At 74.8% G+C, this 26,813-nt stretch carries 15 protein-coding genes and 1 pseudogene; 3 read left to right on the forward strand and 13 right to left on the reverse strand.

The features are described from left to right. Positions 1-26: 26 nt before the first annotated feature. Complete coding sequence (locus B082_RS0106070) at positions 27-869, reverse strand: DeoR/GlpR family DNA-binding transcription regulator (RefSeq protein WP_018550916.1); 843 nt, start codon at positions 867-869, stop codon at positions 27-29. 268 nt (positions 870-1,137) lie between these two features. On the opposite strand from B082_RS0106070, the pseudogene B082_RS35700 reads away from it, so the two are divergent. Further along, positions 1,138-3,404: pseudogene (locus tag B082_RS35700) on the forward strand (hypothetical protein); the annotation flags it as partial. Here the strand turns inward: B082_RS35700 and B082_RS0106080 are convergent. After that, complete coding sequence (locus tag B082_RS0106080; protein WP_018550917.1) at positions 3,377-5,797, reverse strand: right-handed parallel beta-helix repeat-containing protein; 2,421 nt, start codon at positions 5,795-5,797, stop codon at positions 3,377-3,379. The pseudogene B082_RS35700 and the gene B082_RS0106080 overlap by 28 nt on opposite strands. Positions 5,798-5,984: 187 nt before the next feature. After that, complete coding sequence (locus tag B082_RS0106085; RefSeq protein WP_018550918.1) at positions 5,985-6,581, reverse strand: hypothetical protein; 597 nt, start codon at positions 6,579-6,581, stop codon at positions 5,985-5,987. A 237-nt stretch (positions 6,582-6,818) separates the two neighbouring features. Here B082_RS0106085 and B082_RS0106090 point away from each other — a divergent pair, with 237 nt between their 5' ends. Continuing rightward, positions 6,819-7,004 carry a hypothetical protein gene (locus B082_RS0106090; protein WP_018550919.1) on the forward strand — a complete coding sequence of 62 codons (186 nt, stop codon included), beginning with the start codon at positions 6,819-6,821 and terminating at the stop codon, positions 7,002-7,004. Positions 7,005-7,020: 16 nt separating this feature from the next. Here the strand turns inward: B082_RS0106090 and B082_RS0106095 are convergent, their stop codons facing one another. Next, positions 7,021-7,497, reverse strand: a complete 477-nt coding sequence (locus B082_RS0106095) for a DUF6643 family protein (protein WP_018550920.1) — start codon at positions 7,495-7,497, stop codon at positions 7,021-7,023. A gap of 271 nt (positions 7,498-7,768) precedes the next feature. Here B082_RS0106095 and B082_RS0106100 point away from each other — a divergent pair, with 271 nt between their 5' ends. Further along, on the forward strand, positions 7,769-8,422 hold the full coding sequence (locus B082_RS0106100) for a hypothetical protein (RefSeq protein ID WP_026249479.1): 654 nt from the start codon (positions 7,769-7,771) through the stop codon (positions 8,420-8,422). On the opposite strand, the gene B082_RS35705 is transcribed toward B082_RS0106100, so the two are convergent. From B082_RS35705 to B082_RS0106145, 9 genes are all read right to left on the reverse strand, one after another. Then, positions 8,397-9,257 carry a hypothetical protein gene (locus tag B082_RS35705; RefSeq protein ID WP_018550922.1) on the reverse strand — a complete coding sequence of 287 codons (861 nt, stop codon included), beginning with the start codon at positions 9,255-9,257 and terminating at the stop codon, positions 8,397-8,399. The two genes, B082_RS0106100 and B082_RS35705, sit on opposite strands and share 26 nt — an antisense overlap. A 54-nt stretch (positions 9,258-9,311) precedes the next feature. Further along, positions 9,312-11,156: a N,N-dimethylformamidase beta subunit family domain-containing protein gene (locus B082_RS0106110; protein ID WP_026249480.1), complete on the reverse strand. Its 1,845-nt coding sequence runs from the start codon at positions 11,154-11,156 to the stop codon at positions 9,312-9,314. A 65-nt stretch (positions 11,157-11,221) separates the two neighbouring features. Then, complete coding sequence (locus tag B082_RS0106115) at positions 11,222-12,667, reverse strand: condensation domain-containing protein (RefSeq protein ID WP_018550924.1); 1,446 nt, start codon at positions 12,665-12,667, stop codon at positions 11,222-11,224. Further along, positions 12,664-12,930 carry an acyl carrier protein gene (locus tag B082_RS0106120; RefSeq protein WP_018550925.1) on the reverse strand — a complete coding sequence of 89 codons (267 nt, stop codon included), beginning with the start codon at positions 12,928-12,930 and terminating at the stop codon, positions 12,664-12,666. The genes B082_RS0106115 and B082_RS0106120 overlap by 4 nt, the downstream gene beginning before the upstream one ends. Further along, positions 12,927-13,151, reverse strand: coding sequence for an MbtH family protein (locus B082_RS0106125; RefSeq protein WP_018550926.1), 225 nt, complete (start codon positions 13,149-13,151; stop codon positions 12,927-12,929). Before B082_RS0106125 ends, B082_RS0106120 begins: the two co-directional genes overlap by 4 nt. Positions 13,152-13,155: 4 nt before the next feature. Beyond that, positions 13,156-16,176: a non-ribosomal peptide synthetase gene (locus B082_RS0106130; protein ID WP_018550927.1), complete on the reverse strand. Its 3,021-nt coding sequence runs from the start codon at positions 16,174-16,176 to the stop codon at positions 13,156-13,158. Then, positions 16,173-17,678, reverse strand: coding sequence for a class I adenylate-forming enzyme family protein (locus tag B082_RS0106135; protein ID WP_018550928.1), 1,506 nt, complete (start codon positions 17,676-17,678; stop codon positions 16,173-16,175). Before B082_RS0106135 ends, B082_RS0106130 begins: the two co-directional genes overlap by 4 nt. Next, positions 17,675-23,242 carry a non-ribosomal peptide synthetase/MFS transporter gene (locus B082_RS0106140; protein ID WP_018550929.1) on the reverse strand — a complete coding sequence of 1,856 codons (5,568 nt, stop codon included), beginning with the start codon at positions 23,240-23,242 and terminating at the stop codon, positions 17,675-17,677. Before B082_RS0106140 ends, B082_RS0106135 begins: the two co-directional genes overlap by 4 nt. Continuing rightward, positions 23,239-26,499 (reverse strand): non-ribosomal peptide synthetase, encoded by a 3,261-nt coding sequence (locus tag B082_RS0106145; RefSeq protein WP_018550930.1) that lies wholly within the window; start codon positions 26,497-26,499, stop codon positions 23,239-23,241. The genes B082_RS0106140 and B082_RS0106145 overlap by 4 nt, the downstream gene beginning before the upstream one ends. Positions 26,500-26,813: the final 314 nt, after the last annotated feature.

Genomic DNA, 26,813 nt, shown 5'->3' on the forward strand with positions numbered 1-26,813 from the left:
CGCGAGCGGAGCGGAATCCCGCGTCCTCAGCCTTCGGCGGGCTCTTCGCTCCCGCCCCGGCCCGCGACCAGCAGACCGGGCAGATGCTCCTCGATCTCCTCACGGGCGCCCGCGGACAGGCCCGCGTCCGTCACCAGCGTGCTCACCTCGTCCAGCGAGGCGAACGAGCTGAGCCCCACCGTCCCCCACTTCGTGTGGTCGGCGACCACCACCACCCGCCGCGCCGACTGCACGAACCGGCGGTTCGTCTCCGCCTCCGCGAGATTCGGCGTGGACAGTCCCGCCTCCACCGAGATCCCGTGGACGCCGAGGAAGAGCACATCGAAGTGGAGCGAGGCGATCGCCCGGTCCGCGACCGGGCCGACCAGCGAATCGGACGGCGTACGCACCCCGCCCGTGAGCACGACCGTCGCCGCCCCCGGCCGGCCCCCCGGGCCGCCCGGCCGCTGCGCCGCGTGGAACACATCGGCGACCCGCACCGAATTCGTCACCACGGTCAGCTCCGGCACGTCCAGCAGATGCTGCGCCAGCGCGTACGTCGTGGTGCCGCCGGACAGGGCGATCGCACTCCCGGGCACGGCCATCGCGGCCGCCGCGCGGGCGATGTCCTCCTTGGCGGTCAGCTCCAGCGTCGACTTCGCCTCGAAACCGGGCTCGTGCGTGCTCGCCTCGACGACCGGGACGGCACCGCCGTGCACCTTCTCGATCACACCCTGCCGGGCCAGCGCGTCCAGATCCCGGCGCACGGTCATGTCGGAGACGTTCAGCCGCCGGGTGAGCTCATTGACCCGCACCCCGCCCCGCCGGCGCACCTCGTCCAGGATCAGCGCACGCCGCTGCTCCGCGAGCAGATTCTGATTCTCGCTCAACGCCGGGCCTTGCCCTTCCCTCTGGCCGTACAGGAGTCCGTATCGACGGTGTCATCCTGCCACGCGGTGTCGCATGGCGGCGCACGGGGGAGATTCGGTAGGAAGGACGCGGCCACCCGGGCCCGCCGCGAGCGCGGTGACCGGGCATCAGCCGCCTTTCCCCCTGCGAGAGCGAGTCGCCGTGCCACCTCCCACCCAGCCCCCACACGCCCCCGGGCCCGCACTCGAATTACTGGTACACGGCGTGGGCGGCACCACCCCCCAGGAAATGCTCGTCGAGCCGCGCACGGTCCGCGTCACCGGGGACACCACCGCGGCCATCTACCGGCGCTCCGCCGACGTCGACGCCGAACAGCACCCCGAGCGGTACCGCGAGGAGCCCATCGCGGAGGCCTACTGCTGGTCCAACCTCACCTCGGGCAACGGCTCCCGCGCGCTGTGGCTGCTGCTCCTGCCGTTCATGGTGGTCAACCTCGCCCACTGGATGCGCCCCACCGCCCGGCGCCGCCCCCGCGCGATCCGGCTGTACGGGGTCCTCGTGCGGCTCATCGCGCTCAGCCTCACCGTGCTGCTGACCGCCGCCGCCTGCGAAGTCGCCCTCGACCTCACCGCCTGGCAGTGCGCGGGCGTCCCCGACTGCTCCGGTCGGCGGTCCTGGCTGGGCTTCCTCTCCGCGGCGCAGGGCGGCTGGTGGTCCCAGCCCGGCCGCCGCCTCGCCCTGGCCGCGCTGGTGCCCACCGCACTGGTCGGGCTGCTCTGGTTCCTGTCCAACCGGACCTGGAGCGCCTACGAGTCCCAGCGGCCGCTGACCGAGCCCGACCCCGACGACGATGGGACTCCCGCCCCGGAGCCCATGCGCCCCGCACTGGGGCGGCCGGGATTCTGGTACGGCCGCAGGCTCGTCGCCCGGCTGCGCGCCGCCCACACCGCCGCCGGCTTCCTGACCGTCACCGCCTCCGTCACCGGCGCCGCCGCCCGTCACGACCGCGCGGTCACCGGACCCGTACCCGCCGTGTTCGGACGGCTGATCGAGGCGGCGCTCGTCCTCGGCGCGATCGTCGTGCTCTGGGTGATCTGCCGCAGGGGCCGCAGCGAACGGCGCCTCGACAACCGGCTCGACCGGGCCGTCATCACCTGCCTCCCCGGCACCGCCCTCGCGCTCCTCGTGCTCGCCGCCGTGCACGCCGCCTGGTCGCGCCCCGGCTGGACCTCATCGGGCACGCTCCCCGGCGACTTCACGTTCCCCGCGGTCACTCTCGCCCAGGGCGTACTGGTCGTCCTGCTCGCCGTGGTCTCCCTCGACCTGTACCGGCGCTGCCCCGAGCCCCGCACCGTGATGCGCGGCCTCGGCGGACCCGCCGTCGCGATGCTCGCGTGCGCGCTCGGCGGTGTGATGACCGGGGGAGTCGCCCAGCGCGTCGCCGACTGGCTCGACGGACCCGGCAGCCCCGGCATGGGGCGCGGCGCCCTCATAGAGGGCCCACCGGTCCTGCTCAGCTGGCAGGCCTCCGTCATCCCCGTCCTCCTCGTACTGCTCCTGGTGCCGGCCCTCGTGCTCGGCGTACGGACCTGGCTTGCCGCCCGCCGGCTGGGACCGGTGATCGACGAGGAGTACGGCGAGACACGCCCCGATCCCTCACGGACCGGGCGGATCGCGCGCATCCGGGCCACGGCCGCGCTCACCGACTCGGCGCCCGGCATGGTGGGCCTGGTCTCCGGCGCCACCCTGCTGCTGGGCGCGGGGGCCGTGGCCGGGGCCTGGGCCACCGGGGAGGTACCGGGGCTCGCCCTGGACGGCAACGGCCCGTTCGTGGAATCGGTGGCCGAGGCGGCCCAGTCCACCGGCTCCTGGCTCGTGGGCTTCGGCTTCCTCGTCTTCGTCGCCTGCGGCCGGCGCGCCTACCGCGACGCCTCCGCCCGGCGCACGATCGGCATCCTCTGGGACGTCGGCACCTTCTGGCCGCGCGCCGCCCACCCCTTCGCCCCGCCCTGCTACGCGGAGCGCGCCGTGCCCGACCTGGCGTCCCGCATGTCCGGCTGGACCGCCCGCACCCGCGGCCGCCTCGTCATCTCCGGCCACTCCCAGGGCAGCGTCCTCGCCGCGTCGGCGGTCTGGCAGCTCCCCGCCAGGACCCGCGCCCAAGTCGCCCTGCTCACCTACGGGTCACCGATCGAGCGCCTCTACGCGCGATGGTTCCCCGCCTACTTCGGGCCCGGACAGCTCCACGGGCTGCACCGCTCGGTGCACTGCTGGCGCAATCTGTGGCGGGCCACCGACCCCATCGGCGGCGAGATCAGGCTCGGCCGGGAGTCCGGCCCCGAGGTGGACCGCGGCCCGCTCAAGGACCCGCTGGTCTACGGGCGGACCCCCGAGCACCCGCTGCCCGAGCCGGTGCTCGGCCACGGCGACTACCAGGCCGACCCCGTCTTCGCCGAGGAACGCGCCGCGCTCCTGGAACGGCTCGGCCCCGTCCTGCCCCACCAGGCGGACCAGCCGCGCGAGGACGTCAGGGCAGCTCCGGGAGGTCCTCCGGATACAGCAGAGTGAGATCGTCCGTGCTCGGATCGGCGAGCTGGGCGACCCGGCCGGCGTGCCGCTCGACCATCGACTCGAAGGTCTGGCGAGCGGTGCGCCCGTTGCCGAAGGCCGGGCCCTTCGGCAGCTCGGAGAAGTACTTCAGCAGCGCCTCACCGGTCCCGGACGCCAGGCTGTACTCCTGCTCCCGGGTCTGCTGCTCGACGATCCGCAGCAGCTCGGCGGGGTCGTAGTCGCTGAAGGTGATGGTCCGCGAGAAGCGGGACGCCACCCCGGGGTTGACGGTGAGGAACCGCTCCATCTCGTGGGTGTACCCGGCGACGATGACGACCACCGCCTCCCGGTGGTCCTCCATCAGCTTCACCAGCGTGTCGATGGCCTCCCGGCCGAAGTCCCGGCCGGAGTCCTCGGGGGACAGCGCGTACGCCTCGTCGACGAACAGCACCCCGCCGCGCGCCCGGTCGAACGCCTCCTGGGTGCGGATGGCGGTGGAACCGATGTGCTCACCGACCAGGTCGACCCGGGACACCTCGACCAGGTGTCCCCGCTCCAGCACCCCGAGCGAGGCCAGGATCTCGCCGTACAGCCGGGCCACCGTGGTCTTGCCGGTACCGGGGGAGCCGGTGAAGACGAGATGGCGGCGGACCGACGCCGCCTTCAGACCCGCCTCCCGGCGCCTGCGCCCCACCTCGATCATGTCGGTGAGGGCCCGCACCTCGCGCTTGACGCTGTCGAGCCCGACCAGCGCGTCCAGCTCACCCAGGACCTCCCCGGAGGTGCGCGAGGGCTCGGCCGGCGCCGCCACCGCGGGCGGTTCCACGGGGCGCGGCGCGGGGACCGATCCGAGCAGCCCCGGGGTCGACTGCGTCGCCGTCAGGACGGTGGCCGGCGGGGGAGTGGCGGTCCGCAGACCGCTCTCGTCGCTGGTGCAGTCCTCCACGGCCGGACCGCCCCCCTGCCCCGTGTTCTCGGGGAACTCGTAGCCGCCGCGGGCGCAGCGCTCGGTGCGGCACCGGGTCAGCGTCGTCCGGCAGCCCTCCATCACATGGAAGCCGTACCCTTCGCTGCCCGTGACCCGGCAGCCGTTGAACGTGCCCCGGCCCTCGGCCGAGACATAGAAGCCGGCCTCCGCGGGCGAGGTCACGGTGCAGCGTTCGATCACCGGATCGGCGCCCTTGGTGACGATCACGCCGGTCTGCGCCGCGTCGATGGTGCAGTTGTTGAGCGTGCCGCCGCTCCCGTGGTCCCGGAACCAGGCGCCGGTCGACGCCTCCCGGATGCGGCAGTCGTCGAGCTGCGCGGTCGCCCCGTCGCTGACCGACACCGCCGTGTTGCGGACCTGGGAGAGATCGCTGTCCACGACATCGGCGCGCGAACCCCGGTCGAGGACGAACAGGGCGTCCGGCACATCGTGGACGCGGCAGGAGTCCAGTATCACCGTCGCCCCGTCGCTGACCCAGACCGCCGGGTAGTCGCCCGTACTGTCGTGGATCTCGCACTGGTTGGCGTCGACCCGGGTGCCGGGGTCCCAGACGGAGAGCCCGTTGCGGCCGAAGCGGCGCACCGTCGAGCGGGTCAGCGTGAGCACCGCCCGCGAACGCAGGTCCACCGCGTTCTCCGGGATGTCGTGGATATCGCAGTCGGCCAGCGTGAGCACCGCGTCGGTGTCCAGCGTGACTCCGTCCGCCGATGTGCGGTGCACCGTGCAGTCGGTGAGATGGGCGGAGCCGCGGGCGGTCACCTGTATTCCGCTGCCCTTGATCTCGTACATCTCGCAGCCCACGGCCTCCAGGGCGCTGCCCTCGCCGGTGACGGACAGACCCGCGCCCGAGGCGTGGTGGACCCGGCAGCGCTCCAGCCGGGGGCGCCCGCCGTCGCGCACGGCGAACCCGGACTGACCGGCCGAGACGATCTCGCACTCCTCGAACACCCCGCCGGCGCCGTCGAGTACGGCGATGCCGACGCCCGCCGGATTGTCGACCGTGCAGCGGCGAACGGAGGGCCGGGCGGCACCCCGCACCTCGATACCGGCGGCCGAGCGGGTCACGATCCGCACGTCCGCTATCTCCGGGGCGCCCTCCTCGATCAGCAGGGCGGGGGCCGCGGAGTCCTGTCCCTCCACATGGAGGTCCTGGACGACGGCGGAGGCGCGCAGCGTCAGCGGCACCCCGTCGACGGGGGCGATGCGCACCGAACCGACGGAGCCCTCGGGACCGCGCAGCGTCACGGCGCGGGCGATGACCAGATTCTCCCGGTACGTGCCGGGGGCGACGGTGAGCACATCACCGTCCGCCGCCGCTTCCAGCGCAGCCGTGAGGGAGCCGTATTCGCCCGTGCGGCGCCGCCACCGCGATGTGCCGGTGTGCGTCACCTGGACCGTGCCCTGTGCCATGGCGCTGTCGTGCCCCCGCCTCGTGCGTGTGTGTTGCCCGTGTCACCGGCCTCGCGGCAGCGACCAGCCGGGGTCCGCCAGCCGGAGAGCGACGGGCGGGCCGGTCCACCGTAGCGCGCGCGGCGGGCGGGAGTTGACCCGATCCGCAGGTCCCGGCACCCGCCCGCCAGGGATTGGGGGAGGGCCCTCAGCTCCCGGCGCCCGTCCTTCCCCAGTCGGGGCCGACCGCTGCCCAGGCCCGGTCGAGCTCCGCGTGACGCCGCCGGGTCATGTGCCGGACGATCAGTCGCCGGCCGCACTCGATCAGCAGGGCGGCCAGCATCGCGGCGCCGAAACCGGCCAGCACGGCATGGGTGTGCGCCGTCGGCGCGTCCATCGGCCGCAGCGCGGGGCCGCCCTTGCGGTCGGTCCAGACGCGGACCTTCGCCCCCGGCTTCGCGTTGCGCGAGGCGGTCGAGACCACGGTGCTGCGCGTGGTCCCGTCCGGTGCGTGCCACTCGGCGACCACGGCGGTCTGTGCGACGCGGCCGCTGGATATCTCGGGGTCGGCGCCGAGACGGGAGGCGGCCACCCGGCGCACCACGACAGCGGTGGTGAGATGACGCTCCGCCCGCTGGGCGCGCACCGACGCCTGGAGCGCGCCGTCGGTCCGCGCGCCGCAGAGCCAGCCGAGCGCCGGCGCCGCCACCACCAGCAGGAGAAACGCCGTCAGCGCCAGCCACGCCTCGGACCGGTCCGTGGCTCGGCGCAGCGGATTGTGCCGCCAACGCCAGACACCGGTCATCGCTCGCACGGTCCCGCACCCCCTTCCGTCCGTATCGGCCCTGCCCCATACGGTGCGGCCCACACGCCGGGCCGCGCGAGGCCCGTGGCCCCACTCCGACCAACGCGCCGCCGGCCGCCGTGGGTTCCCGGCTCCGTGAACGTAATCGGCCGGGCGCGCGGAGCGGTTCGCCGTGCGGCGGCGGGACGGCCGCGCGCCGAGGGGGCCGGCGGGCGGACAACGGGGCGGGGGCGCGCGGTGCGTGACGACCGTGACCCCGGCGTCGACCAGCATCCCGCGGCGGCCCCCGTCGAGTCCCCATGGCTCGACGACGGCCTCACCGTACGCGTACCCGGCCGGCGCTTCGACCGGGTGGACGCGGACGGTGCTCAGCACGGGGCGGTGCGAACGCCCCTCCGGCAGGGGTCCCCGAGCCCGGCCTGATCCGGACGGAAAGGCCCTAGTAGCCCCGGCCGCCCTGGTAGGGGCGGCCGTACGGGTCCTCGTACGGCGACTGCGCGGGGGCGGGCCGCGGCGCCGCCGGGCGCATCGACTCGTAGCCCGTGTTCGGGGCCGGACGCTGCTGCTGCGGCGGGGGCGCCTGGTACATCCCGCGGCCGCCGGCGGGCTGCTGCGGAATGTAGGGCGCCGGCGCGTGCTGAAGCTGCGCGGGCTGCATCGGGGTGTAGCCCTGCTGGGCCGCCGGCTGGGGGTAGCCGTACGACTGCTGGGGCTGGGACGGCGCCGCGGGCAGCGCCGGGAGAGCCGCGGGAAGCGCCGGCAGGTAGCTGTTGCCGGTGTCGTACGCGGCAGGCACTCGGATCGGTGCGATCTGAGGGGTGCCCCGCTCCGCGACCAGAGAGTCGTAGATCGGAGTATCGGGGAACGACGGCGCGGCGTAGTATCCGCCGCCGTAGGTGGAGCGGGGGGAGGTCATGCCTCCTAAGTTAAGCCCACGATGTGCCAATTGGGGAGTCCCAATTTCCCGGTCATCGGATTTACTGAGTTTTTGACTGTCTGAGCTGCTGAAACCCCGGCCGGGCTTCCTTTGTCGGAGCCCTTTCCGCGGTAACGCCGGTCGGCCCCGATACCGACTCCGAAGATCGCACTCATTCGGGCCACCGGGCGCGCGAGGACAACACGTGGACGGCAGAGTGGGGCGCACCACTGCCGCAGCGCCCCCCCCAAGGCGTCCACCAGGAGGTTCCGTGCACGACAAGCCGCTCCTCAAGAGTGCCGGTGAACTGTTGCGCCGACGACACGGCTCCTCCCGCACATCTGTGAAGGAGCCGGACAGATTCGGAGTGGACATGCCACTGGTGGGCGGATTCCTCTCCGGCACCCTCACACCGGACGAAGAGGCACGACTCGCCGACGAAGTCGCCGAGTTGCTGCCGCACCGCTGGGACCTGCCCAACAAAACCGTGGAGAGGCTGACCCCTCTCATCGATCACCTGGGCGGCCAGAAAGAGCTGATGGTCTGGCTCGACCGCCATCCCGGTCTGCCCCGGCACATGGCGCGGATCTACGTACTCATGGGCAACCTGGACCGGTACAGCGACGACCCCGCCGTCCTTGACGCGGTACGCCGGGCCAGGGCGCAGACCCCCTACCCGGAGGGCCTGCGCGAGCACCTGACGCCGGCCACCACGGACGCGACGCTGGCCGGACTGGGCTCCGCGATCGAGGGCCTGCTCAGCGACGGGCGCGAGGACGACGCCACCGCACTCGCCCTGGCGACCGCCGACTGGCTGCGCGGTGCGGTGCGGGACACCGAGAACCCCGGCGCGGAACTGCGCGAGGTCGGCGAACTCATGGACCACCTCTACCGGGACATCAGCGAGTCCGGCGCCCGTTCCTGACCGGGGCCGCGGGGCGCTCGAACGCCTGGGCGATCCCGGCGGCGCAGAAGCAGGCGGAGCCCACCGCGCTCGCCCAGTTGGCGACCCCCGCGTCGATCGCCCGGTCCGTCGCGTGGCAGACGTAGGCGCCTGCGGCGGACACCGCGAACAGCACCGAGCCCGTCTGGTTGACCACGACGATCCACCACCCCAGATCGTGCGGCAGCAGGCGGGCCCTGCCCCGGCAGACCTCGATCAGTGAGAGGTGCCCCGAGATCAGGAAGAGCGTGCATCCGATCGCGTCCGGCGCCCAGACGAGCCGGTCGGCCCGCGCCGACGACAGGTGCCGCAGAAAGGCGTCCGCCAGGCCGACGCCGAACACCACGGTCCCGGCCAGCAGCGCGAAGGTCGCCAGCCACCCGATGGAGAGCGGATCGTAGGACCACCAGCGCCAGGCACGGACGGCGGCTTCGCCCGGCGCGGATGCGCCGGTGAGATCACGGGCGTTCACGGCTTGCAGGAACGAGGCCCAGCCTCCCGCCACGAACACGACGCCGCCGAGCAGGTAGATCACGCCGCACGTCAGGGGCGCGAGCGCGTGCGTCTGCGAGAGCAGCGCACCGGCCATGAAGAGGGCGCCTCCCGCCGTGAAGGAGAGCGACACCACGACGTTCAGCAGACGCAGCCGGCGGCGCAGGTGTTCCGGCCCCGTGTGCAGCAGGGGCTGCCCCTGTCGCGTGGCACCGACCACGACGAAGCCCCGCTTGCGGGCGTGCCGCGGTGTGTCCCAGGCCAGTTGCGGGGCGAAGGCGCCGGCGAGCGACGTACGGCGGACGTGCGGCTCCTTTGCGACCATGCCCCGACCCTACGGAGCCGGGCCCCCGGGGCCGGGGAACCCGCGCACCCGTTTTCACACCACCGGCGCGGACTCCGGCGGATGGCTGACGAGGAGATCGTCGTGCGTCGCCGCCAGCAGCCGCCCCGCGTACGAGGCGAGAGCCCTGGCGGAGGGGAAGGGACCGGCCGGCGTGAAGAGGGCGTCGGTGGTGACCGGCGGGCGGGTGAGCAGCCCGTCGGGACCGGCGGCGTACAGGCGTGCGTTGAGCACGGTCAGCGAGGACGCCTTGCCCGCGGGGCCCAGCGCCGTCCACCGCGCGTCGGGGCGGAGCACCGGACGGTGGTGCAGGGTGTCGTCGTGCGAGGTCACCGCGAACAGCGTGTTGTCGCACATCGCCAGGGCCGTCGTGCCGGCCGGGACCCTCCCCGCCGGGGTCCAGGGGGCCGGCCCGGACACCGGGGCGCGTACGAACAGCCGGTCGTCGGCGCCGACGGCCAGCAGGGCGAGCGGCGTCGGGTGGCACGCCTCACGCGGGGCGGCCAGGCACCGGATCTCGGGCGCGGGCCCCGGAGCGGCAGGGCAGACGGACCACGGCAGGTTCTGGTCGGACGGCTCACGGTGGAGCAGGGTCCTGCCGTCCTCGGCCACGGCGAAGAGCAGCCCCTCGCAGGCGGCGAGCGCCCGCAGCCGGGGCGCCTGCCCGACGGTGTGCCAGGAGGGCCGCGGAGCCCTGCCGCCGAGCCGGTCCAGCACGTTGCGGGTGATCCGGTCCACGACCGGATCGGCCAGCGCACGCCCCCAGTTGATGGTGGCCGCGTTGAAGACCGTGCCGGCGCCCAGCCGGAAGACCCCCATGGTGGCCCAGCCGCCCTGCCCGTACGTACGCCAGTGACGCAGGTCGGCGGTGGCGAGGACGGCGAAGGAGCGCGGGGTGCCGTCGCGGCCCGTGGCGCGGGGCACACCGGCCGACCAGTCGAGTTCGGCGGCGTCCGTCTCGTACCCGAGGGCGCCCCGGGCGAAGGTGTCCCCGTCGCGGAGCCCGGTCCCTTCGAAGACCCAGTGACCGGCGAACCGCACCGTGTAGGACTCGCGGCCTATGAGGCCCATGCCCTCGCCCCAGGAACCGGCGCCGTTGCGGAAGCTGACGCCGGTCATGGAGTTCTCGGGGCGGTCGACGGGCGAGCTGGACCACTCGACGGTGGTGCGGCGCGGATCCACGGCGCCGACGGGGTCGGCCGCGGCGTCGCGGTGGCAGACCATCGTGCGGCCCCCGTCCTCCAGGCGCATCTGCCACCAGGCCGTATTGCCGGCGAAGAAGGCCAGGTTGCCGCCCTTGCGGGCGAAGGTCTCGACGCTGTCGCGCATCCCGGCCGACCAGTACTCGTCGTGCCCGTTGACCACCAGCAGCCGGTAGGAGGACAGGAGTTCGCCGCCGTCGTCCAGATCGAGGCCCGAGCAGAACTCGACCGGGTATCCCGCCCCGGGGAGCCAGCGCAGCAGCGGTTCCTCCCAGCGCTCGGGCGGCGGACCTCCCCCCGGATCGGTGAAGGACACCCGTGCGGCGCGGCCCGGCTCCTCGGCGTAGTAGAGGCTGCGGCCCGGCTGCCCCGCGCGGTGGTAGGCGCGCCAGGTGGCGAAGGGGATGGAGACGAGCACCGACGAGGTGGCCGCGGGCCGCGCCGCGCGGACGACGAACCACACCTCGTGTTCGGCGTCCCGCTCGGGCTCCGGCGCCTCGGGGCGGTCGTCGTGGAAGCGGGCCACGTACAGCGAACTGGGCCAGTGCCGGGGGATGTCGAGGGTCCACTCGGTCCCGCGCACCACCGCGCGGGCCATCGGACGCTCCGTGACGGCGTCGGTCACGACGACACGACCGGTCAGCGGGGTGCCGTCGCCCGCGGTCACCCCGAAACGCATGCTCCCGCCCTGGACACAGGACGTCACGTCCGCGCGGGCCGTCGGACGCGGGACGAGGGGCGCGCTCATCGGACGGCTCCCTCGGCCGCGAGGAGCCCCGGCAGCTCCGTCAACAGGGGCGGGTTTCCGGCCGACGCGGTCACGACGACCTCCTCGATGGCGCGCAGATGGGCATGGATGGTGTCCGGCGGCAGGAACGCGGTGTCGGCGGTCAGGGTGACGGTGAGCGCGCTGTCGTCCCCGCTCACGTGCAGGCAGTACCGGCAGGCGACGCGGTCCTGGGTCGCGGGGAAGTCGAGGACGCTGCGGCGGCGGAGCGCGGCGAGTTCGTCCGGAAGCGGCGCCCGGCCGGGCGCCGCCGGGCGTTCCACCAGACGCATGTCGTTGAAGCAGCAGTACGGATGCACCTCGGTGCCGCGCTCGACGGCCGCCTCGTCCAGCAGGGCGTCCCAGTCGGCGGGGTCGTACGCGGCGGCCCGGTACCCGGCGAGCGCGGCCGGCCAGGCGCCCGCCAGCAGATCGGTGAAGCCGGCGTCCGGGCCCGCCACCTCGTCCATGCGCAGCACGAACAGCGCGTCCTGCGACAGCGTGGTGACCAGGGTGCGGTGGCCCTCGGCCGCGCGGTTGCCCGCGATCGGCATGACCGCCGCGACCGCGTGCCCCTGACCGGCGGCGACCAGGGCGGCCGAGGCGGTCAGGAGCACCGTCGAGCCGCTGACCCGGTGCGCGGCGGCCAGCGCGTCGACGGCCCGGGGGAGCGCGGCGGAGACGAGCCGGCCCGTCCAGAAACGGGGGGTGCGCGGCTCGGCGACCGGGGTGGGGAACATCGTCGGGGGCGCCGCACGGAGCCCCCTCTCCCAGTGCGCGAGTGCCGCCCGGCCCGAGCGGCGGCCGGCCGGGGACGCCTGATGGTGTGCGAGGTCGAGAGGGTTCCCGGCGCAGACGGGACCGGCCGACCCGCGTCGGGCCAGCAGCCGCAGATCACGGACCAGGACCTCGGCGGCGTGCCCGTCGGCGGCCAGATGGCACAGCGCCATCACCACGTGCGTGATCCGCCCCTCGTGGCGTACGGCACCGAACCGTACGGGCCACTCGTCCGCGTAGTCGAAACGGCGGGCGACCAGGGACGACAGCAGGGCGTCGGCCGCCCCCGGGGCCCCGGCCCGCTCGGGCACGTCGTGGACGCGTACCTCCAGCAGCCCCTGGGAGTACAGGCGCTGGCGTGGTTCCCCGCCGTCGCCTGACACGATCCGGGTGCGCAGCGCCTCGTGGCGGACGACGAGCGCGGCGAGCGCGCCCGTCAGCCGGTGCAGGTCCACCGGAGCGCCCCGGTCGGCGAGCGGGAGGACCCGGCCGATGTTGAAGTAGTGGTCGTTGGGCGCGGTGCGCCCGATCGCGTGCCAGATCGCGCGCTGGCCCCAGGTGAGCGGGGCGTCGCCGGTCCGGCCGCCCGCGAAGGGCACGGCGGCCGCCGGGTCCGGGACGAGCGTGTCCCCGGCCGCCGCCGTCACGGCGTGCCCTCGGCGGCCAGACTCCGTACCCGTTCGGTGAGTCCGGCGAGACCCTCGGTGTACAGCGCCCGGTCGCCGAGGTCGATGAGCACGCCGTACTCGGACTCCAGGCTGTCGGCGAGCCGCAGCAGGGAGAGCGAGCTGACCCCGAGGGCGGCCAGGGGTTCGGTGGAGCCGACGAGACCGGCGGCGGCGATCCGGCCGTCGGTGGCCCGCTCGACGAGCCGGGCGATTGCGTACGGGGTCGGGGCGGGCGCGGTCACCTGGCACCGCCCGCTTGCCGGGCCGCCTCGTCGGCCAGACGGCGGCGCAGGCTGAGAGGCCGGATGTCCGGCCAGACCCGGTCGACGTGCGCGACGCACTCCTCCTCGGTGCCGCTGAAGCCCTCGGCCCGCCAGCCCGCGGGCAGTTCGGTGCCTTCCGGCCAGAGGGCGTGCTGCTCCTCGTCGTTGACGGCCACGAGGTAGCGGATCTGATCCGTCATGGTGTTACTCCTTGCGCAGGGCGGTGACGGCGGCGGCGACGCCGCGCACGGTGGGGGCGTCGAAGAAGACGTCGAACGGGAGGTCCACGCCCAGGGTGCGGTGGATACGGGCGGCGATCGCGGTGATGGTCAGGGAATGGCCCCCGAGGTCGAACAGGTCCTCGTCGGGGCCCAGATCGTCCAGCTCCAGGACCTCCCGCCAGATGGCGAGCACCGCGTCGACGGCGGGGCCGGAGCCGGGCCCCCCGTCGTCGCCGGCCGTGGGCCCGCGCACCGGGACCGGCTCCGGGAGCGCGGCCCGGTCCAGCTTGCCGTTCGGTGTGAGCGGGAAGACCTCCAGCACCGTGTAGGTGGCGGGCACGGCGGCGGCGGGGAGCGCGGCGGCGAGATGGGCGCGCAGCTCCTCCGCCGTGGGCGGCGGGCCGGCCGGGACGACATAGGCGCTCAGCCTGCGGTCGCCGTCCGCCCCGTGGACCGCGGCGGCGGCCCGCGCCACCGAGGGATGCGACGTCAGCCGCGCCTCGATCTCGCCCAGTTCGACGCGGTGGCCGCGCAGCTTGATCTGGGTGTCCGAGCGGCCGAGGCAGACGAGGCCGCCGCCGGGCAGGCGCCGGACGAGGTCGCCCGTGCGGTAGAGGCGGGCCCCGGGCGGACCGTACGGGTCCGGGACGAAACGTGTGGCGGTCAGTCCCGGACGGTGCCGGTAGCCATGGGCCAGGCCCGCGCCGCCGAGGTACAGCTCACCCGGCAGCCCGTACGGAACGGGGCGCAGCCGCTCGTCCAGGACGTAGGCGCGGGTGTTGGCGAGCGGTTCGCCGATGAGGACCTCTCCGTCGTCGCTCACGGCGGGCTCCGCCAGGGTGGACCAGATGGTCGTCTCGGTCGGCCCGTAGACGTTCACCAGCCGTTTGCTGACGGCGCCCAGGTCCGTGGCCAGGGCGGGCGGCAGCGCCTCGCCGCCGGTCAGCGCGGTGAGCCCCGCCGCGTGCCCGCCGAGCCCCGCGTCGAGGAGCATCCGCCACCCGCTGGGCGTCGCCTGGACGTGCGTGACCTCCTCGCGGACGATGAGCCCGAGGAGCGCCGGCCCGTCGCGGTGGCCGCCCTCCGGCACGAGGACGACGCGGCCTGCGCTGATGAGGGGCAGGAGCAGTTCGACCGCGGAGATGTCGAAGGACAGCGAGGTGAGCCCCAGCCAGCGGTCATCGGGCCGGGAGCCCAGATGGTCGCGCAGGGCGCCCAGGACGTTGGCGAGCGCGGAGTGGGGCACCTCCACGCCCTTGGGCCGCCCGGTCGATCCGGAGGTGTAGAGCACATAGGCGGGATGGCCGGGCGCCGGGCCGGACGGCAGCGCCGGGGTGTCCGGGCCGGCGGGTGCGAGAGCGGCCGGGGCGAGGTCGCCGGGGCCCTCGGGGCGCGTCGTGATGCGGAGCGCGAGGCGGGAGTCGGACCTGATGAACGCCAGCCGCTCGGCCGGGTAACCGGGGTCGAGCGGCAGATAGGCGGCCCCGAGGGCCAGCGAGGCGAGGACGGCCACCAACTGGTCGCGCCCGCGCGGCAGCTCGATCCCGACGAGCGTGCCGGGGCCCGCACCGTGGCGGCCCAGCGCGTCGGCCGCGTGCGCCACGAGCGCGGAGAGCGCGCGGTAGGTCAGGGTCTCGTCGCCGCAGACCACGGCGATCGCGTCCGGACGGGCCGCCACCGCCTCGGCGAACAGCTCGGGCACGGTGCGCCGGGCGAGTCCCGGGCGCGGCTCCGGCGCGGCCAGCTGCGCGGCCCGCTCCCGGGGCGCCAGCAGGGGCAGGCCGGCGACCGGCGTTCCCGGCTCGGCCAGCGCGCCGTCGAGAAGAGTCGTCCAGTGGTCCGCGACGCGCCGTGCTCCCTCGGCGGTGAGCGCGGCGGCGCGGAACTGGAGACTGGCCTCCACCTCAAAACCGGAGTCGACGAGCTGGAGGTGCGCCAGGTTGCGCGCGGTGCCGCAGAAGCCGAGCAGGCGGACCTCGGCGCGCACCCCTGCACCGAAATCGGGGCACGGCCGGGAGGCAGCCAGGCGCCGGTAGCTGAGCGAGAGCGGGGTGAGCGCGGTGCGCGGGGTCAGCCCGCGCACCGCACGGCCCAGCGGGACGGCCCGGTGCCGGTACAGGGCGCGCAGCTCGGCGCGCACCGTCCGGGCCCAGGCCGCGAACGGCGCGTCGAGGTCGGCCGTGGTGAACAGGGGCAGCTCGTTGACGGCCGGCCCCACGCCGCGAGCCGCGCCCGGCTGACGCAGCGACAGCTCGATGGCCGTCACGGGGGCGGGGTCGCCGTAGCGCGCGAGCAGTGCGTGCCAGGACGCGGTGAGGAGTTCGAAACGGGTGAGCCCGAGCCGCTCGGCCGCCGCGCCCAGGCGCGCGGCCCGGTCGGGCCCGAGGCTCCACGCGGTCTCCGCACCGGGCGCGGGCGCGGTGCCGGGCACGGAGGAGACCACGAGCCCCGGCAGCGGAGGCGCGGCCGGGTCGTGCCAGCGGGCCGCCCAGTACGCCTCGGCGTCCGCGAGGGCCTCGCGGGAGGGAGCGCCTTGCGGCAGCGGGACGGCAGGGGCGAGCGGACCGCCCCGGTAGGCGGTGGCCAGGTCGTCGACCAGCCGGTCCTTGGACTCGCCGTCGAAGACGAGGTGATGGGCGGTCAGGACCAGGACATGCCGTACGGGGGACAGCCGGACGAGCAGGAAGCGGTGCGGCGGACCGTGGACGAGGTCGAAGGGCAGGGCCCGTTCCCGGGCGAGAAGCGCGTCGAGTTCACCGGGGGCGCACTCGGCGGTGCGCGGGTGCGACGGCCCGGTTCCGGGCCCCGGGGTGCCGTCGGAGGCGAACACCGTGGTGAGGGCCGGGTGATGGGCGGCGACGGCGGAGCAGGCCCGGACCAGGCGGTCGGCGTCCAGCGGGCCGTCGAGGTGTACGGCCAGGGTCAGGTGATAGGCGGAAGCGGTGTCCAGGGTGCGCTCGGTGAGCCAGACGCCGTGCTGGGCGGAGCTGAGGGTCGCGTTCACAGGATGGCCTCGGAGTCGTCTTGGGCGAGGATGCGGCGCAGTTCGCGCTTGAGGACCTTGCCGGCCTCATTGCGCGGCAGGGCGTCGCGGAACAGCACGGTGGCGGGCAGTTCGTGGACGGCCAGCAGGTCGAGCAGGAAGGCCCGCAGGGCGCCGGCGGTCAGGCCGTCGTCGTCGGCGACGACCACGGCGGCGACGACGCTTCCCAGCACCGGGTGCGGCACCCCGAAGGCGGCGGCGTCGCGGACCTGCGGATGGGCGTGCAGGGCGTCCTCCACCTGGAGGGTGGAGACCTTGTGGGCGCCCGACTTGACGACGTCGCGCTCCCGGTCGAGCAGGTGCAGGAAACCCTCCTCGTCCACCCGGCCCAGGTCGCCCATGCGTATCCAGCGCCCCTGGAAGACCTCGCCGTCCACCTCACCCACGTACGCCCGGGGGGCCGCGGCCGAACGCAGCCACAGCTCGCCCGGCTGCCCCGCCGGGACCGGCGAGCCCCCGGGCGTGGTCACCCGCAGATCGGCCAGCGAGGCGGGACGGCCGGGCGAGTCGGGGCGCGCCGGGTCGAACAGCAGGGTGATCTGCGCGGGCGCCGCCTCGGTCGAGGTGTAGTAGTTGACGATCTGCGCCTTCGGGAAGGCCCGGCCGAGGCCGAGCGCGACCGGCTGGGGCAGGGCGGCGGCCGTGGAACCGACCAGGCGCACGGCGTCCCGCGCGCCCGGAGAACCCGCGTCGGCGAGGGCGGGTGACGCCAGCAGTTCGATCGCCATCGCGGGGACGAGGAACACGCTCCCGATGTCGTGCTCCGACAGCAGGCGCAGGAAACGGGCCGGGGTGAACTGAGGGGCGGTGACACAGGTGGCGTACGCGTTCAGCGCGTTGACCAGCATGGTCTGGCCGGCGTTCGTGCCGACCGGGAAGGCGTGCAGGAAGGCGGACGAGTGACGCAGCGGCCGCCTGCGCTCGTCCGAGGTGCACCCGTACGCCAGGTTGGAGTGGCGGGCGCCGACCGCCTTCGGGGTTCCGGTGGTGCCGGAGGTGTAGAGGATCTGGGCGAGGTCACCGGGCGCGGGTTCGGGCAGGTCCGGCCGGGAGGGGTGGCCGTCGGCGTCGGACTCCGTCAGCACGGCGGTCCCGCCGGGCAGCGCGGGCAGGGGGTCCCCCGCGCCGTGCAGCAGGAAGCGGGCCCCCGTATCCGCGAGCACGTAAGCAGTGGTGGCCGGTGCGGACCGGTCGGACAGCGGGACGGCCACCCCGCCCGCGCGCAGCACCGCGAGGAAGGCGACGGCGAAATCCGTCCACCGTCCCGTGCTGTGGTGGAGCACCACGCGGTCCCCCGGCCGCACCCCGGCGGAGCGCAGCGCGGAGGCGTACGCCCCCGAACGGGCCTGCCACGACGCGAAGTCGAGCCGGTCACGGCCGGTGATCAGGGCCGTGCGCTCCCCGTGTGCCGCGGCACGGTGGGCGAGGAGGGCGGGCAGCGTGGCGACCGCTGTCGGTGTCATGTCCGGATCTCCTTCGCGCGGCGGGCGGCGGCGATACGGGCACGCTCGCGCAGGCCGACCAGATCGTCCGGCTCCGCCTCGGGCACGTCCCGGTCGAAGCGCGCCAGCACCGGAAGGCGCAGGCCGAGCGCGACCAGGCCGAGCATGGCGCAGCCGAACAGCACGTACATCAGGGCGATGCCGCGCCCCGGCCCGGTGCCGATCAAAGGGCCGAAGACGGGGGCGAGCGCCCCGCCCGGCTCCATCAGGGGCCCCAGCACCGAGGAGCCCAGCGGGGCGATGACGCCGTGGCCCAACGGCAGGGTGGACCAGGCGACCAGGGTGTTCAGGGCGAAGACGCGGCCGTGGAAGCGCTGTGGCACCTTGACCTGGACGATCGTGGAGTAGACGCCGTTGACGAGGGAGAGCGCGAACGACATGCCGAACGCCCCGGCGGCGATCACCCAGAGCCCCGCGTGCAGCCCGGTGACCGCTCCGGCCAGCGCGAGGAGCGCCGCGAGGCCGAGCATGCCCCGCAGCCGGTGGCGCCGGGGGCCACCCCAGAACCCCATGACGATCCCGCCCAGGATCGCCCCCGCGCCGCCCGCCACCGCGACCCGCGCCGCGCCCTGGAGATCGTCGAAGGCGAGGACCATCGGGGTGATGAGCAGGAAGAGCGGGGAGAGGAAGACGTTCAGCCCCGCGAACCACAGCAGCATCGCCCGGAAGCCCCGGTTGCGCCAGGAATGGGCGAAGCCGTGCCGGATCTCGGAGACCAGGGACTCGCGCCGGGTCCACGGCAGCGTCCGGGGGAACTTCACCGCCAGCAGGACACCGATGGCCAGGACGTAGCTGGCCACGTCGATGACGAGGATGCCGCGCAGACCGATCGCCGCCATCAGCGCGACGGCCACCAGCGGGACGACGAACTGAGCTGTGCCGAAGGCGAGCTGGACGATTCCGTTGGCGTGGCCGAGGTACTGCTTGGGTACGAGCTGCGGGACCGCGGAGGCGTAGGCGAGCCGCTGGAAGGTCAGGGCGAGGGAGAGCACGCCGAGCAGGACATACACCTCCCAGGAGTGCAGGTTCCCGGTGAGGAGCAGGGCCAGGAGCCCGGCCTGCGTGGTGCAGGCGGTGATGTCCCCGGCCAGGAGCACGGTGCGCCGGTCCATCCGGTCGACGAGGGCCCCCGCGAGCGGGCCGACGAGGATGCCGGGGACCATGGCGACGACCGCGTAGAGCGCGTACCGGGTGAGGGAACCGGTGTTCAGCAGGATCCACAGGGGCAGTGCGAACTCGGTCAGCGCCGAACCGGTGATGGAGACCAGCTGGCCGCTCGCGACCGCGAGGAACCTGCGCATGCTGGGCTCGGGTCCGGCGTCGGATTCCGTGCCCCCCGAGGGCGTTTCGGCACCGGTCCCGTCGTCCGCGGCCGCGACGGGCCCGGTGTCCCCGTGGAACCACCACGAGTGCAGCGGATCGCGGGCTGGCAGCTCGCCCGTCGCCCCGTCGCGCACCGCGAGGTGCACGGTGGTGACCGCGTCGGCGACCTCGGCGGCCCGGTACTTGAGGAAGAAGTGACCGCCCTGGTCGAGCACGGCCACGGCGGAGCGCTCGGCCAGCAGCAGCCACTCGCGGTAGCGCTCCTGGTAGAAGTCGGCCGCCGGGTCCTGGTCACCGATCAGGCAGATGAGCGGGGCGCGCAACCGAGGCGCACCGGCCGCGACTTCGGCGATGGCCCGGGTGAAGTAGTCCTCGGCGGCCTGCGTGTCGCGGCGCATGTTGCCGATGATGAAGGCGGCCTGCTCCTTGTCGAGGTCGGAGGTGTTCACACCGAGCCCGATCAGCCAGTTCGCGTAGACCCGGTCCCCGAGCAGCGGTTCGAGGGAGGCGACGCGGCTCAGCGCGTTGAGCACCCGGCTGCGCGGCCGGGCGAAGGGGAACTGGGCGCCGGCGTAGACGGCCTCCAGGGGGTGCCCGGCCGCTTCCAGCAGCCGGGAGACGGCGATCGCCAGGGCCGTGCCGACCGCGCAGTGGCCATAGACCACGACGGGACCCCCGGTCCGCTCCCGCACCTCGGCCGCGATGCGCCGGGCCAGTTCGTCGAACGGCACGGACTCCTCGGTGACGCCGACGTCGTGGCCCGGCACGGCGACCGCCCACAGCTCGACGTCCGAGGGCAGCGCGTCGGCGACGGGCTGGTAGACGACGGGGCTGCCGCCGCCGTAGGGCACGCAGACGAAGGTGCGGGCGCGGTGGGCGGCGGACACGGGCGGGGTGAGCCGGTGCAGCAGCGGCCTCGGGGCGTCGTCCTGCTCGTCCCGGGCGGCGACGGCCGCCAGGTCGCGGACGGTGCGGTGGGTGAAGAGGTCCATGACGCTGACGGGCCGCGCGCCCGCCTCGGTCAGCCGGGCGCGGGCCCTGGCGACGACCTGGGTGGCGAGGAGCGAGTGGCCGCCGATGTCGAAGAAGTCCTCGTCCGCGCCGACCTCCGTCAGGCCGAGCACCTCGCCCCAGACGCCGGCGAGCAGGCGCTCGACCTCGGTGGCGGGCCGGGCGGCGCCGGAGGGGCGCCGCAGCTGGGGAGCGGGCAGGGCGCGGCGGTCGAGCTTCCCGTTGGGGGTGAGCGGCAGGGCGGGGACGACGGCCACCACCGAAGGCACCTGGTGATCGGGGAGCAGCCGCTTCAGGGCCGTACGCAGCCGGGCCGGCTCGGGACCGTCCGATCCGGCGGCGGCCACGACGTACCCGACGAGGCGCTTGTCGCCCGGCCGGTCCTCACGCAGGACGACGGCGGCGTCGGCGACCCCGGGCTGGGCGCGCAGCGCGGCCTCGGTCTCGCCGGGTTCGATCCGCAGCCCGCGCAGCTTGATCTGCTGGTCGACGCGGCCCAGGTGCTGGAGGGTGCCGTCCGGGAGGCGGCGGGCCAGGTCCCCGGTGCGGTACAGGCGGGAGCCGGGCGGGCCGTACGGGTCGGGCACGAACCGGGCCGCGGTCAGCCCCGGCCTGCGGTGGTAGCCGAGGGCCACCGCGGTGCCCCCGATGTGCAGTTCGCCGGGGGCACCGGGCGGCACCGGGCGCAGGGCGGCGTCCAGCACGTACAGCCGGGTGTTGTCGATGGGCCGCCCGATCGGCACCGTCTCCAGGGGGCCGGCGCACTCCCAGGAGGAGACGTCGACGGCGGCCTCCGTCGGCCCGTACAGGTTGGCGAGGGCGCAGTGCGGCAGCCGGCCGGTCAGCTCGCGGGCCGTGTCGGGCGGCAGGGCCTCCCCGCTGCTGATCACGCGGCGCAGTGCCGTGCACCGCTCGACGCCCTCCTCGGCGAGGAAGACCGTCAGCATGGCGGGGACGAAGTGTGCGACGGTGACACCGGCCGTGGCGATGAGGTCGAGCAGATAGCCGGCGTCCCTCTGGCCGCCGGGCCTGGCGAGGACGATGCGCGCTCCGGTCGCCAGGGGCCAGAAGAACTCCCAGACCGACACGTCGAAGCCGACGGGGGTCTTCTGCAGGACGGCGTCGTCCGGGCCCAGGCGGTAGGCGTCCTGCATCCACTGGATGCGGTTGGCGATGGCCCGGTGGGTGTTGGGCACACCCTTCGGGCGGCCGGTGGAGCCCGAGGTGTAGATGAGGTAGGCGGGATCGTCGGGGCAGGGGCCGGCCGGCCGGCGGCGCGAACGGGGCGGCTCCACGGGATCGTCCAGCAGCATGATCTGCGCGGTGCAGCCGTGCGGCGTGGGCAGTCCGCGCTGTGTCAGCAGGACGGGTGCGTCGCTGTCGGCGAGGAGGAAGGCGAGGCGTTCGGCGGGGTAGCCCGGTTCCAGCGGGGCGTAGGCGGCGCCGGTGCGCAGGATGCCGAGCAGGCCGGCCACGAGGTCGGGGGAGCGTTCGGAGCAGATGGCGACCAGGCCGCCCGGCCCGATGCCCTCGGCGGCCAGCCGGGCGGCGATCCGGTCGGCCCGCTCGTCGAGCTGCCGGTAGGTGAGGGCGGGCCGGCCGTCGAAGGCCACGGCGACCGCGTCGGGCGTGCGGGCGATCTGCTCGGCCACCAGGGCGGTGAGGGTGGTGGCGGGGCGGTCCACGGCGGTGTCGTTGAACCGGCGCGTCTCGGTGTCGTGTTCGTCCGGGGTGGGCCCGGCCAGGTCCGACAGCGGCTTCCCGGGGGCATCCGCCACGGAGCGCAGGAGTCTGCCGAGGTGGTCGGCGAGACGCGCGATGTCGGACGCGTCGAAGAGGTCGGTGTTGAAGTTGAACGAGCCGTGCAGCCCGTCGGGCCACTCCTGGAGGAAGAGTTCGAGATCGAAGCGGGTCCCGCTGGCCCGCACCCCGAACGGCTCGGCCGTCAGCGGGCCGTCCGATGCCGCGTCGCGCTGGGTGGCGTAGTTCTGTACGGCCAGGACGGCCTGGAAGACGGGCGGGCGCGACACGTCCCGCGCCACCTTCAGCTCGCTGACCAGCTGTGCGAACGGCAGCTCCTGGTGCGCGTAGGCGTCCAGGCAGGTTTCGCGGGTACGGCGCAGAAGCTCCGTGAACGACGGGTCGCCCTCCAGCTGGGCCGGCAGCGCGATCACGTTCACGAACATGCCGACCAGGGCTTCGAGTTCCGGTTCGGAGCGCCCTGCGACGGGGGAGCCGACCGCGAAGTCGCGCCGGCCGCTGAAGCGGGCGAGAAGGATCTGGAAGGCGGCCAGGAGCACCATGTGGACGGTCGCGTCGTGGAGCCGGCCGAGCGCCGCGAGCCGGTCCAGGAGGGCGCGGTCGACGAAGAACGCGTGCCCGGCGCCGTCGAAGGTCTGACGGGGCGGCCGGGGACGGGAGAAGGCGAGCTCCAGCGGTTCGACCCCGGCCAGTTCACGGGACCAGTGGGCGACCTCGGCGGCCAGCCGTTCACCGCTCAGCTGCTCGCGCTGCCACAGCGCGAAGTCCCCGTACCGCACGGCGAGTTCCGGCAGCGGGTCGGGTTCGCCCGCGACCCGGGCGGCGTAGCCGCGCAGCACCTCGCCGAGCAGGACCTCGCTGGACCAGCCGTCGCTGACGCTGTGATGGACCACCAGGAGCAGGACGTGGTCGTCGGGGGCCAGCCGGATCAGCAGGGCCCGCAGCAGCGGGCCCCGCTCCAGGTCGAAGGGCACGGCCGACGCCTCGTCCACCAGACGTTCGGCCTCGTCCGGGGAGCCGGCCACGGCCTCGGTGAGGGCGGCCGGGCCGGGCGGGTCGATGACCAGCAGCGGGCGCCCGTCGTCGGTGGCCGGGTAGCGCGAGCGCAGCGTCTCGTGCCGGGCGACGGACGCGTCCAGAGCGGCGCGGAGCGCGCCGGCGTCCAGCGGGCCGCGCAGCCGCCGGACCACCGGGATGTTGTACGCGGCGGTGCCCGGGGCGAACTGCTCCATGAACCACAGGCGTTCCTGCGCGAACGACAGCGGGACGGGCGTGCCCGGGTCCCGGCGGGGGATGGTGGCGCGGGCGGCGGGGCGCGCGGCCAGGCGGCGGCGCAGCAGTTCCTTCTTGGCGGCCGAGAGCCGGGCGGCGGCGGGTTCTGCCGCGTGGGCGGTGTCGGGTTCTGCCGGGCGGGCGGTGTCGGCGCTCATGAGCGGGGCCGGCTTCCTTCCAGTGCGTCCTGCGCGGCCAGCAGTTCTTCGGCGGCCGTGTCCGACAGGGCGTCGATCTCGGCGGTCAGAGCGGCTTCCACGGCCTCGGCGAAGGCGGCACAGGTGCGGTGGGTGAACAGGGTGCGCAGGGGGACGGCGAGGTCGACGGAGGCGCGGAGTCGGGCGATGACCCGCGTCGCGAGGAGCGAGTGGCCGCCCAGGTCGAAGAAGTCGTCGTCCGCGCCGACCGGTCCCGTGCCGAGCACCTGGCGCCAGATGTCCGCCACAAGTTCCTCCGCCTCGGTCCCGGGCGGCACGAAGGCGGCCCGGCCGGGCGACGCGGCCCCGGGGTCCGGCAGGGCCGCCCGGTCCACCTTGCCGTTGGGGGTGAGCGGCAGGCGGTCGAGCACGGCCCAGGCGCTGGGGACCAGGTGCGGCGGCAGCGCGGCGGCCAGTTCCGCGCGCAGCCGGGCCGGGTCCGGCGGGGCCGTGTCCGGGGCCGGTACGACGTGGGCGACGAGCCGGTCCTCGCGGGCGGACACCACGGCCTCGGCCACCGAGGGAAGGGCGGTGAGCGCGGCCTCGACCTCGCCCGGCTCGACCCGGAAGCCGCGCACCTTCACCTGGCCGTCGAGCCGGCCCAGGAACTCCAGCTGCCCGTCCTCCCGGCGCCGGACCCGGTCGCCGGTCCGGTAGCGGCGGGCTCCCGGCGGCCCGTCCGGGTCGGGCACGAAGGCGCGGGCGGTGGCCCCGGGGCGGCCCAGGTATCCGTCGCCGACCCCGGCCCCGCCGATGACCAGCTCGCCGGGTGTGCCGGGCGGCACCGGCGCGCCGTTGCGGTCCAGCACGGCCAGGGTGGTCGCGCCGATGGGGCGGCCGATGGGCGGCCTGCGCAGCCCGTCCGCCGCGCCCAGCTCCGCCGTGGTGGCGATGACCGCGGTCTCCGTCGGGCCGTAGGAGTTCACCAGCCGTACGGCGTCGCCGAACCGGGCCCGCCAGGCGGCGACCGCCTCGGCGCGCACCTGGTCGGCGCCCAGGACGACCAGGCGCAGGGTGTCCGGCCACGGGGTCTCACCGAGGTCGGCGACGAGATGGTGCCAGTACGGGGTCGGCAGGTCCAGGACGGTGATCCCGGCCGCGTACGGTTCGGCCAGCTGGTCGCCGAGGGCGGCCCCGGGCCGGGCGGTGACGAGGACCGCGCCCGATGCCAGGGCCGGGAAGATCTCCTCGGCGCTGGTGTCGAAGGAGAGCGAGGCGCTGTGCAGGACCCGGTCGCTCTCGCCGAGACCGTACCCCTGGCGCATCCAGGCGACCCTGGCGGCGAGCGCGCGGTGCGGCACGAGGACGCCCTTGGGCGTGCCGGTGGAGCCCGAGGTGTAGATGACGTACGCGGGATCGTCCGGGCCCGCCTCGGTGCCGGGCCCGGGGAGCGGCCCGGCCGGAGCCCCGGGCCCGGGGGCGGCGGACAGGACGGGGACATCGGCGGTGAGGCCCGTGACGGGCTCGCCGTCGGCGGTCAGCAGGAGCGCCGCCCCGCTGTCCCGCAGCATGAAGTCGAGCCGGGCGGGCGGGTATTGCGGGTCCAGCGCGAGGAAGCCCGCGCCGACGCGCCAGGCGGCGAGCATGGCCACGACCGGCCGCGGGCCGCGCGGCAGGCAGAACGCGACGAGGTCGCCGCGGCGGACACCGTGTGCCAGGAGCCGGGCGGCCAGCGCGCGGGAGGCGTCCGCGAGTTCCCCGCGGGTGAGGCTTTCCCCGGGCCCGACGAGGGCCGGGGCGCCGGCGGCCAGGGCTGCCCGGTCGATCGCGGCGAGGACCGTCGGCGGGTACGGCGCGAGAACGGGTCCCGCCGCCTCGTCCCGCCGCTGCGCCGACTCCCGCTCGTCGAGCAGGGGCAGCAGGTGCACGGGCGTACCGGGCGCCTCCAGGGCGGCGCGCAGCAGGACCTCGAAGCGGGCGGCGAACCGGGCGGTCCGCTCCGCGTCCAGGAGATCGGTGCGGTAGCCGAAGACGGCGTGCAGATCGTCACCGTCCGGGCGGACGTCCAGACTCAGTTCGGACTTGGCGGCGGTGTGGCCGCCGTCCCCCTCGGCGCAGACGAGATCCGCGAAGCGGTGCTCACCGAGGGCGCCGCCGCTCTGGGTGTGCACGGTCAGCAGGGTCTGGAAGACGGGCGTGCGGCCGGTGTCCCGGTCCTGCCGCAGCTCCTCGGTGAGCCGTTCGAACGGGACACGGCCGTGGGTCAGGGCGCGGAGCCAGTCGCCCCGGATCCGCCGCAGGACGGTGTCGAACGACCGGGTGCCGGAGAAGTCGGCGCGCAGGACGAGGGTGGAGGAGAAATAGCCCACGGTCCGCTCGCTGTCGACCGTCGTCCGCGCGGCGGTGGGGACACCCACACAGAAGTCGTCCTGGCCGGTGCAGCGGTGCAGAAGGGTCTGATAGGCGGCGGCGATCACCATGAAGGGGGTGAGCCGCCGCGCGCGGGCGAAGGCTTCCACCGCGCCGCCCAGGCCGCGCAGCACCCGGGTGTGGTAGGCGCCCCGGCTGCTCGGTACCACGGGGCGGGGGCGTTCGAGGGGGAGCGCCAAGGGCTCGGCACCGTCGAGTAGTTGGCGCCAGTGGCCCAGTGCGGCGGTGGCCCCGGCGCTGTCCAGCCAGGCGCGTTCCGCGGCCGCGTGCGCCAGGTAGGACGGTGGCTCGCTCAGCTCCGCGCCGCCGCCCGAGCGGTACGCCGAGTAGAGCGCGGCGAGTTCGGAGCGCAGCAGGCCGAGCGACCAGCCGTCGGCGACGATGTGGTGCACGACGAGACAGAACGTGTACGCGCTCTCCCCGGTGCGCAGCAGCGCGGCACGCAGCAACGGCCCTTGCGCCAGGTCGAACGGCCGGTTGGTGAACTCGCCGGTCAGCGCGGCGGCGTCGGCGTCCGTACACCCCCGCAGATCACGGCTGTCGAACGGCACCGGGGCCGGCGGGTCGACCACGACGTACGGGCGGCCGTCGGTGGCGGGGAACCGGCTGCGCAGCGCGTCGTGCCGGCCGGCCACCGTGTCCAGCGCGGCCCGGAGGGCCTCCGGTGAGAGGGGGCCGGTGAGCCGGAGCACGAGCGGAATGTTGTACGCCGGGTCCCCCGGCTCGAACTGGTCCAGGAACCAGAGGCGTTCCTGCCCGACGGAGAGAACAGCCGCCGCGTGGGTCCCGGCCTGCGGCCCGGACACTCCGGGCGCCGAGGGATGGGGCTGCTGGTCCGATGCGGGCATGACGCTCCTGAGGGCCGGGTCGTGGACGGTCCGGCCGAACTGGCTGAATCCGTATGCGTGCACGGCCTGTGAGGGTGACGCGTGAGGGAGGGGGACAGCTGCCCCGAGAGGGTGCCGTGATGCCGCAGATGCTAGAGAGCGACCGAACGGCGGGTCAATGGTCTGGACCAGAATATCGAGGGCCCCGCTCAAACGTTCCACAGCTCCGGATCAGGGGAAAACGGCCGAAACCCGCTCCCGGGTGTCCGCCCTCTTCGGAGATCCGGCCCTCCCCCTCGGGCCGGACGGTCCGTCGGTTCCACGGCCCGAGGCGC

Origin of the sequence: Streptomyces sp. ATexAB-D23 (assembly GCF_000373645.1) — a bacterium.
GTDB classification, from domain to species: Bacteria; Actinomycetota; Actinomycetes; order Streptomycetales; family Streptomycetaceae; genus Streptomyces; species Streptomyces castrisilvae.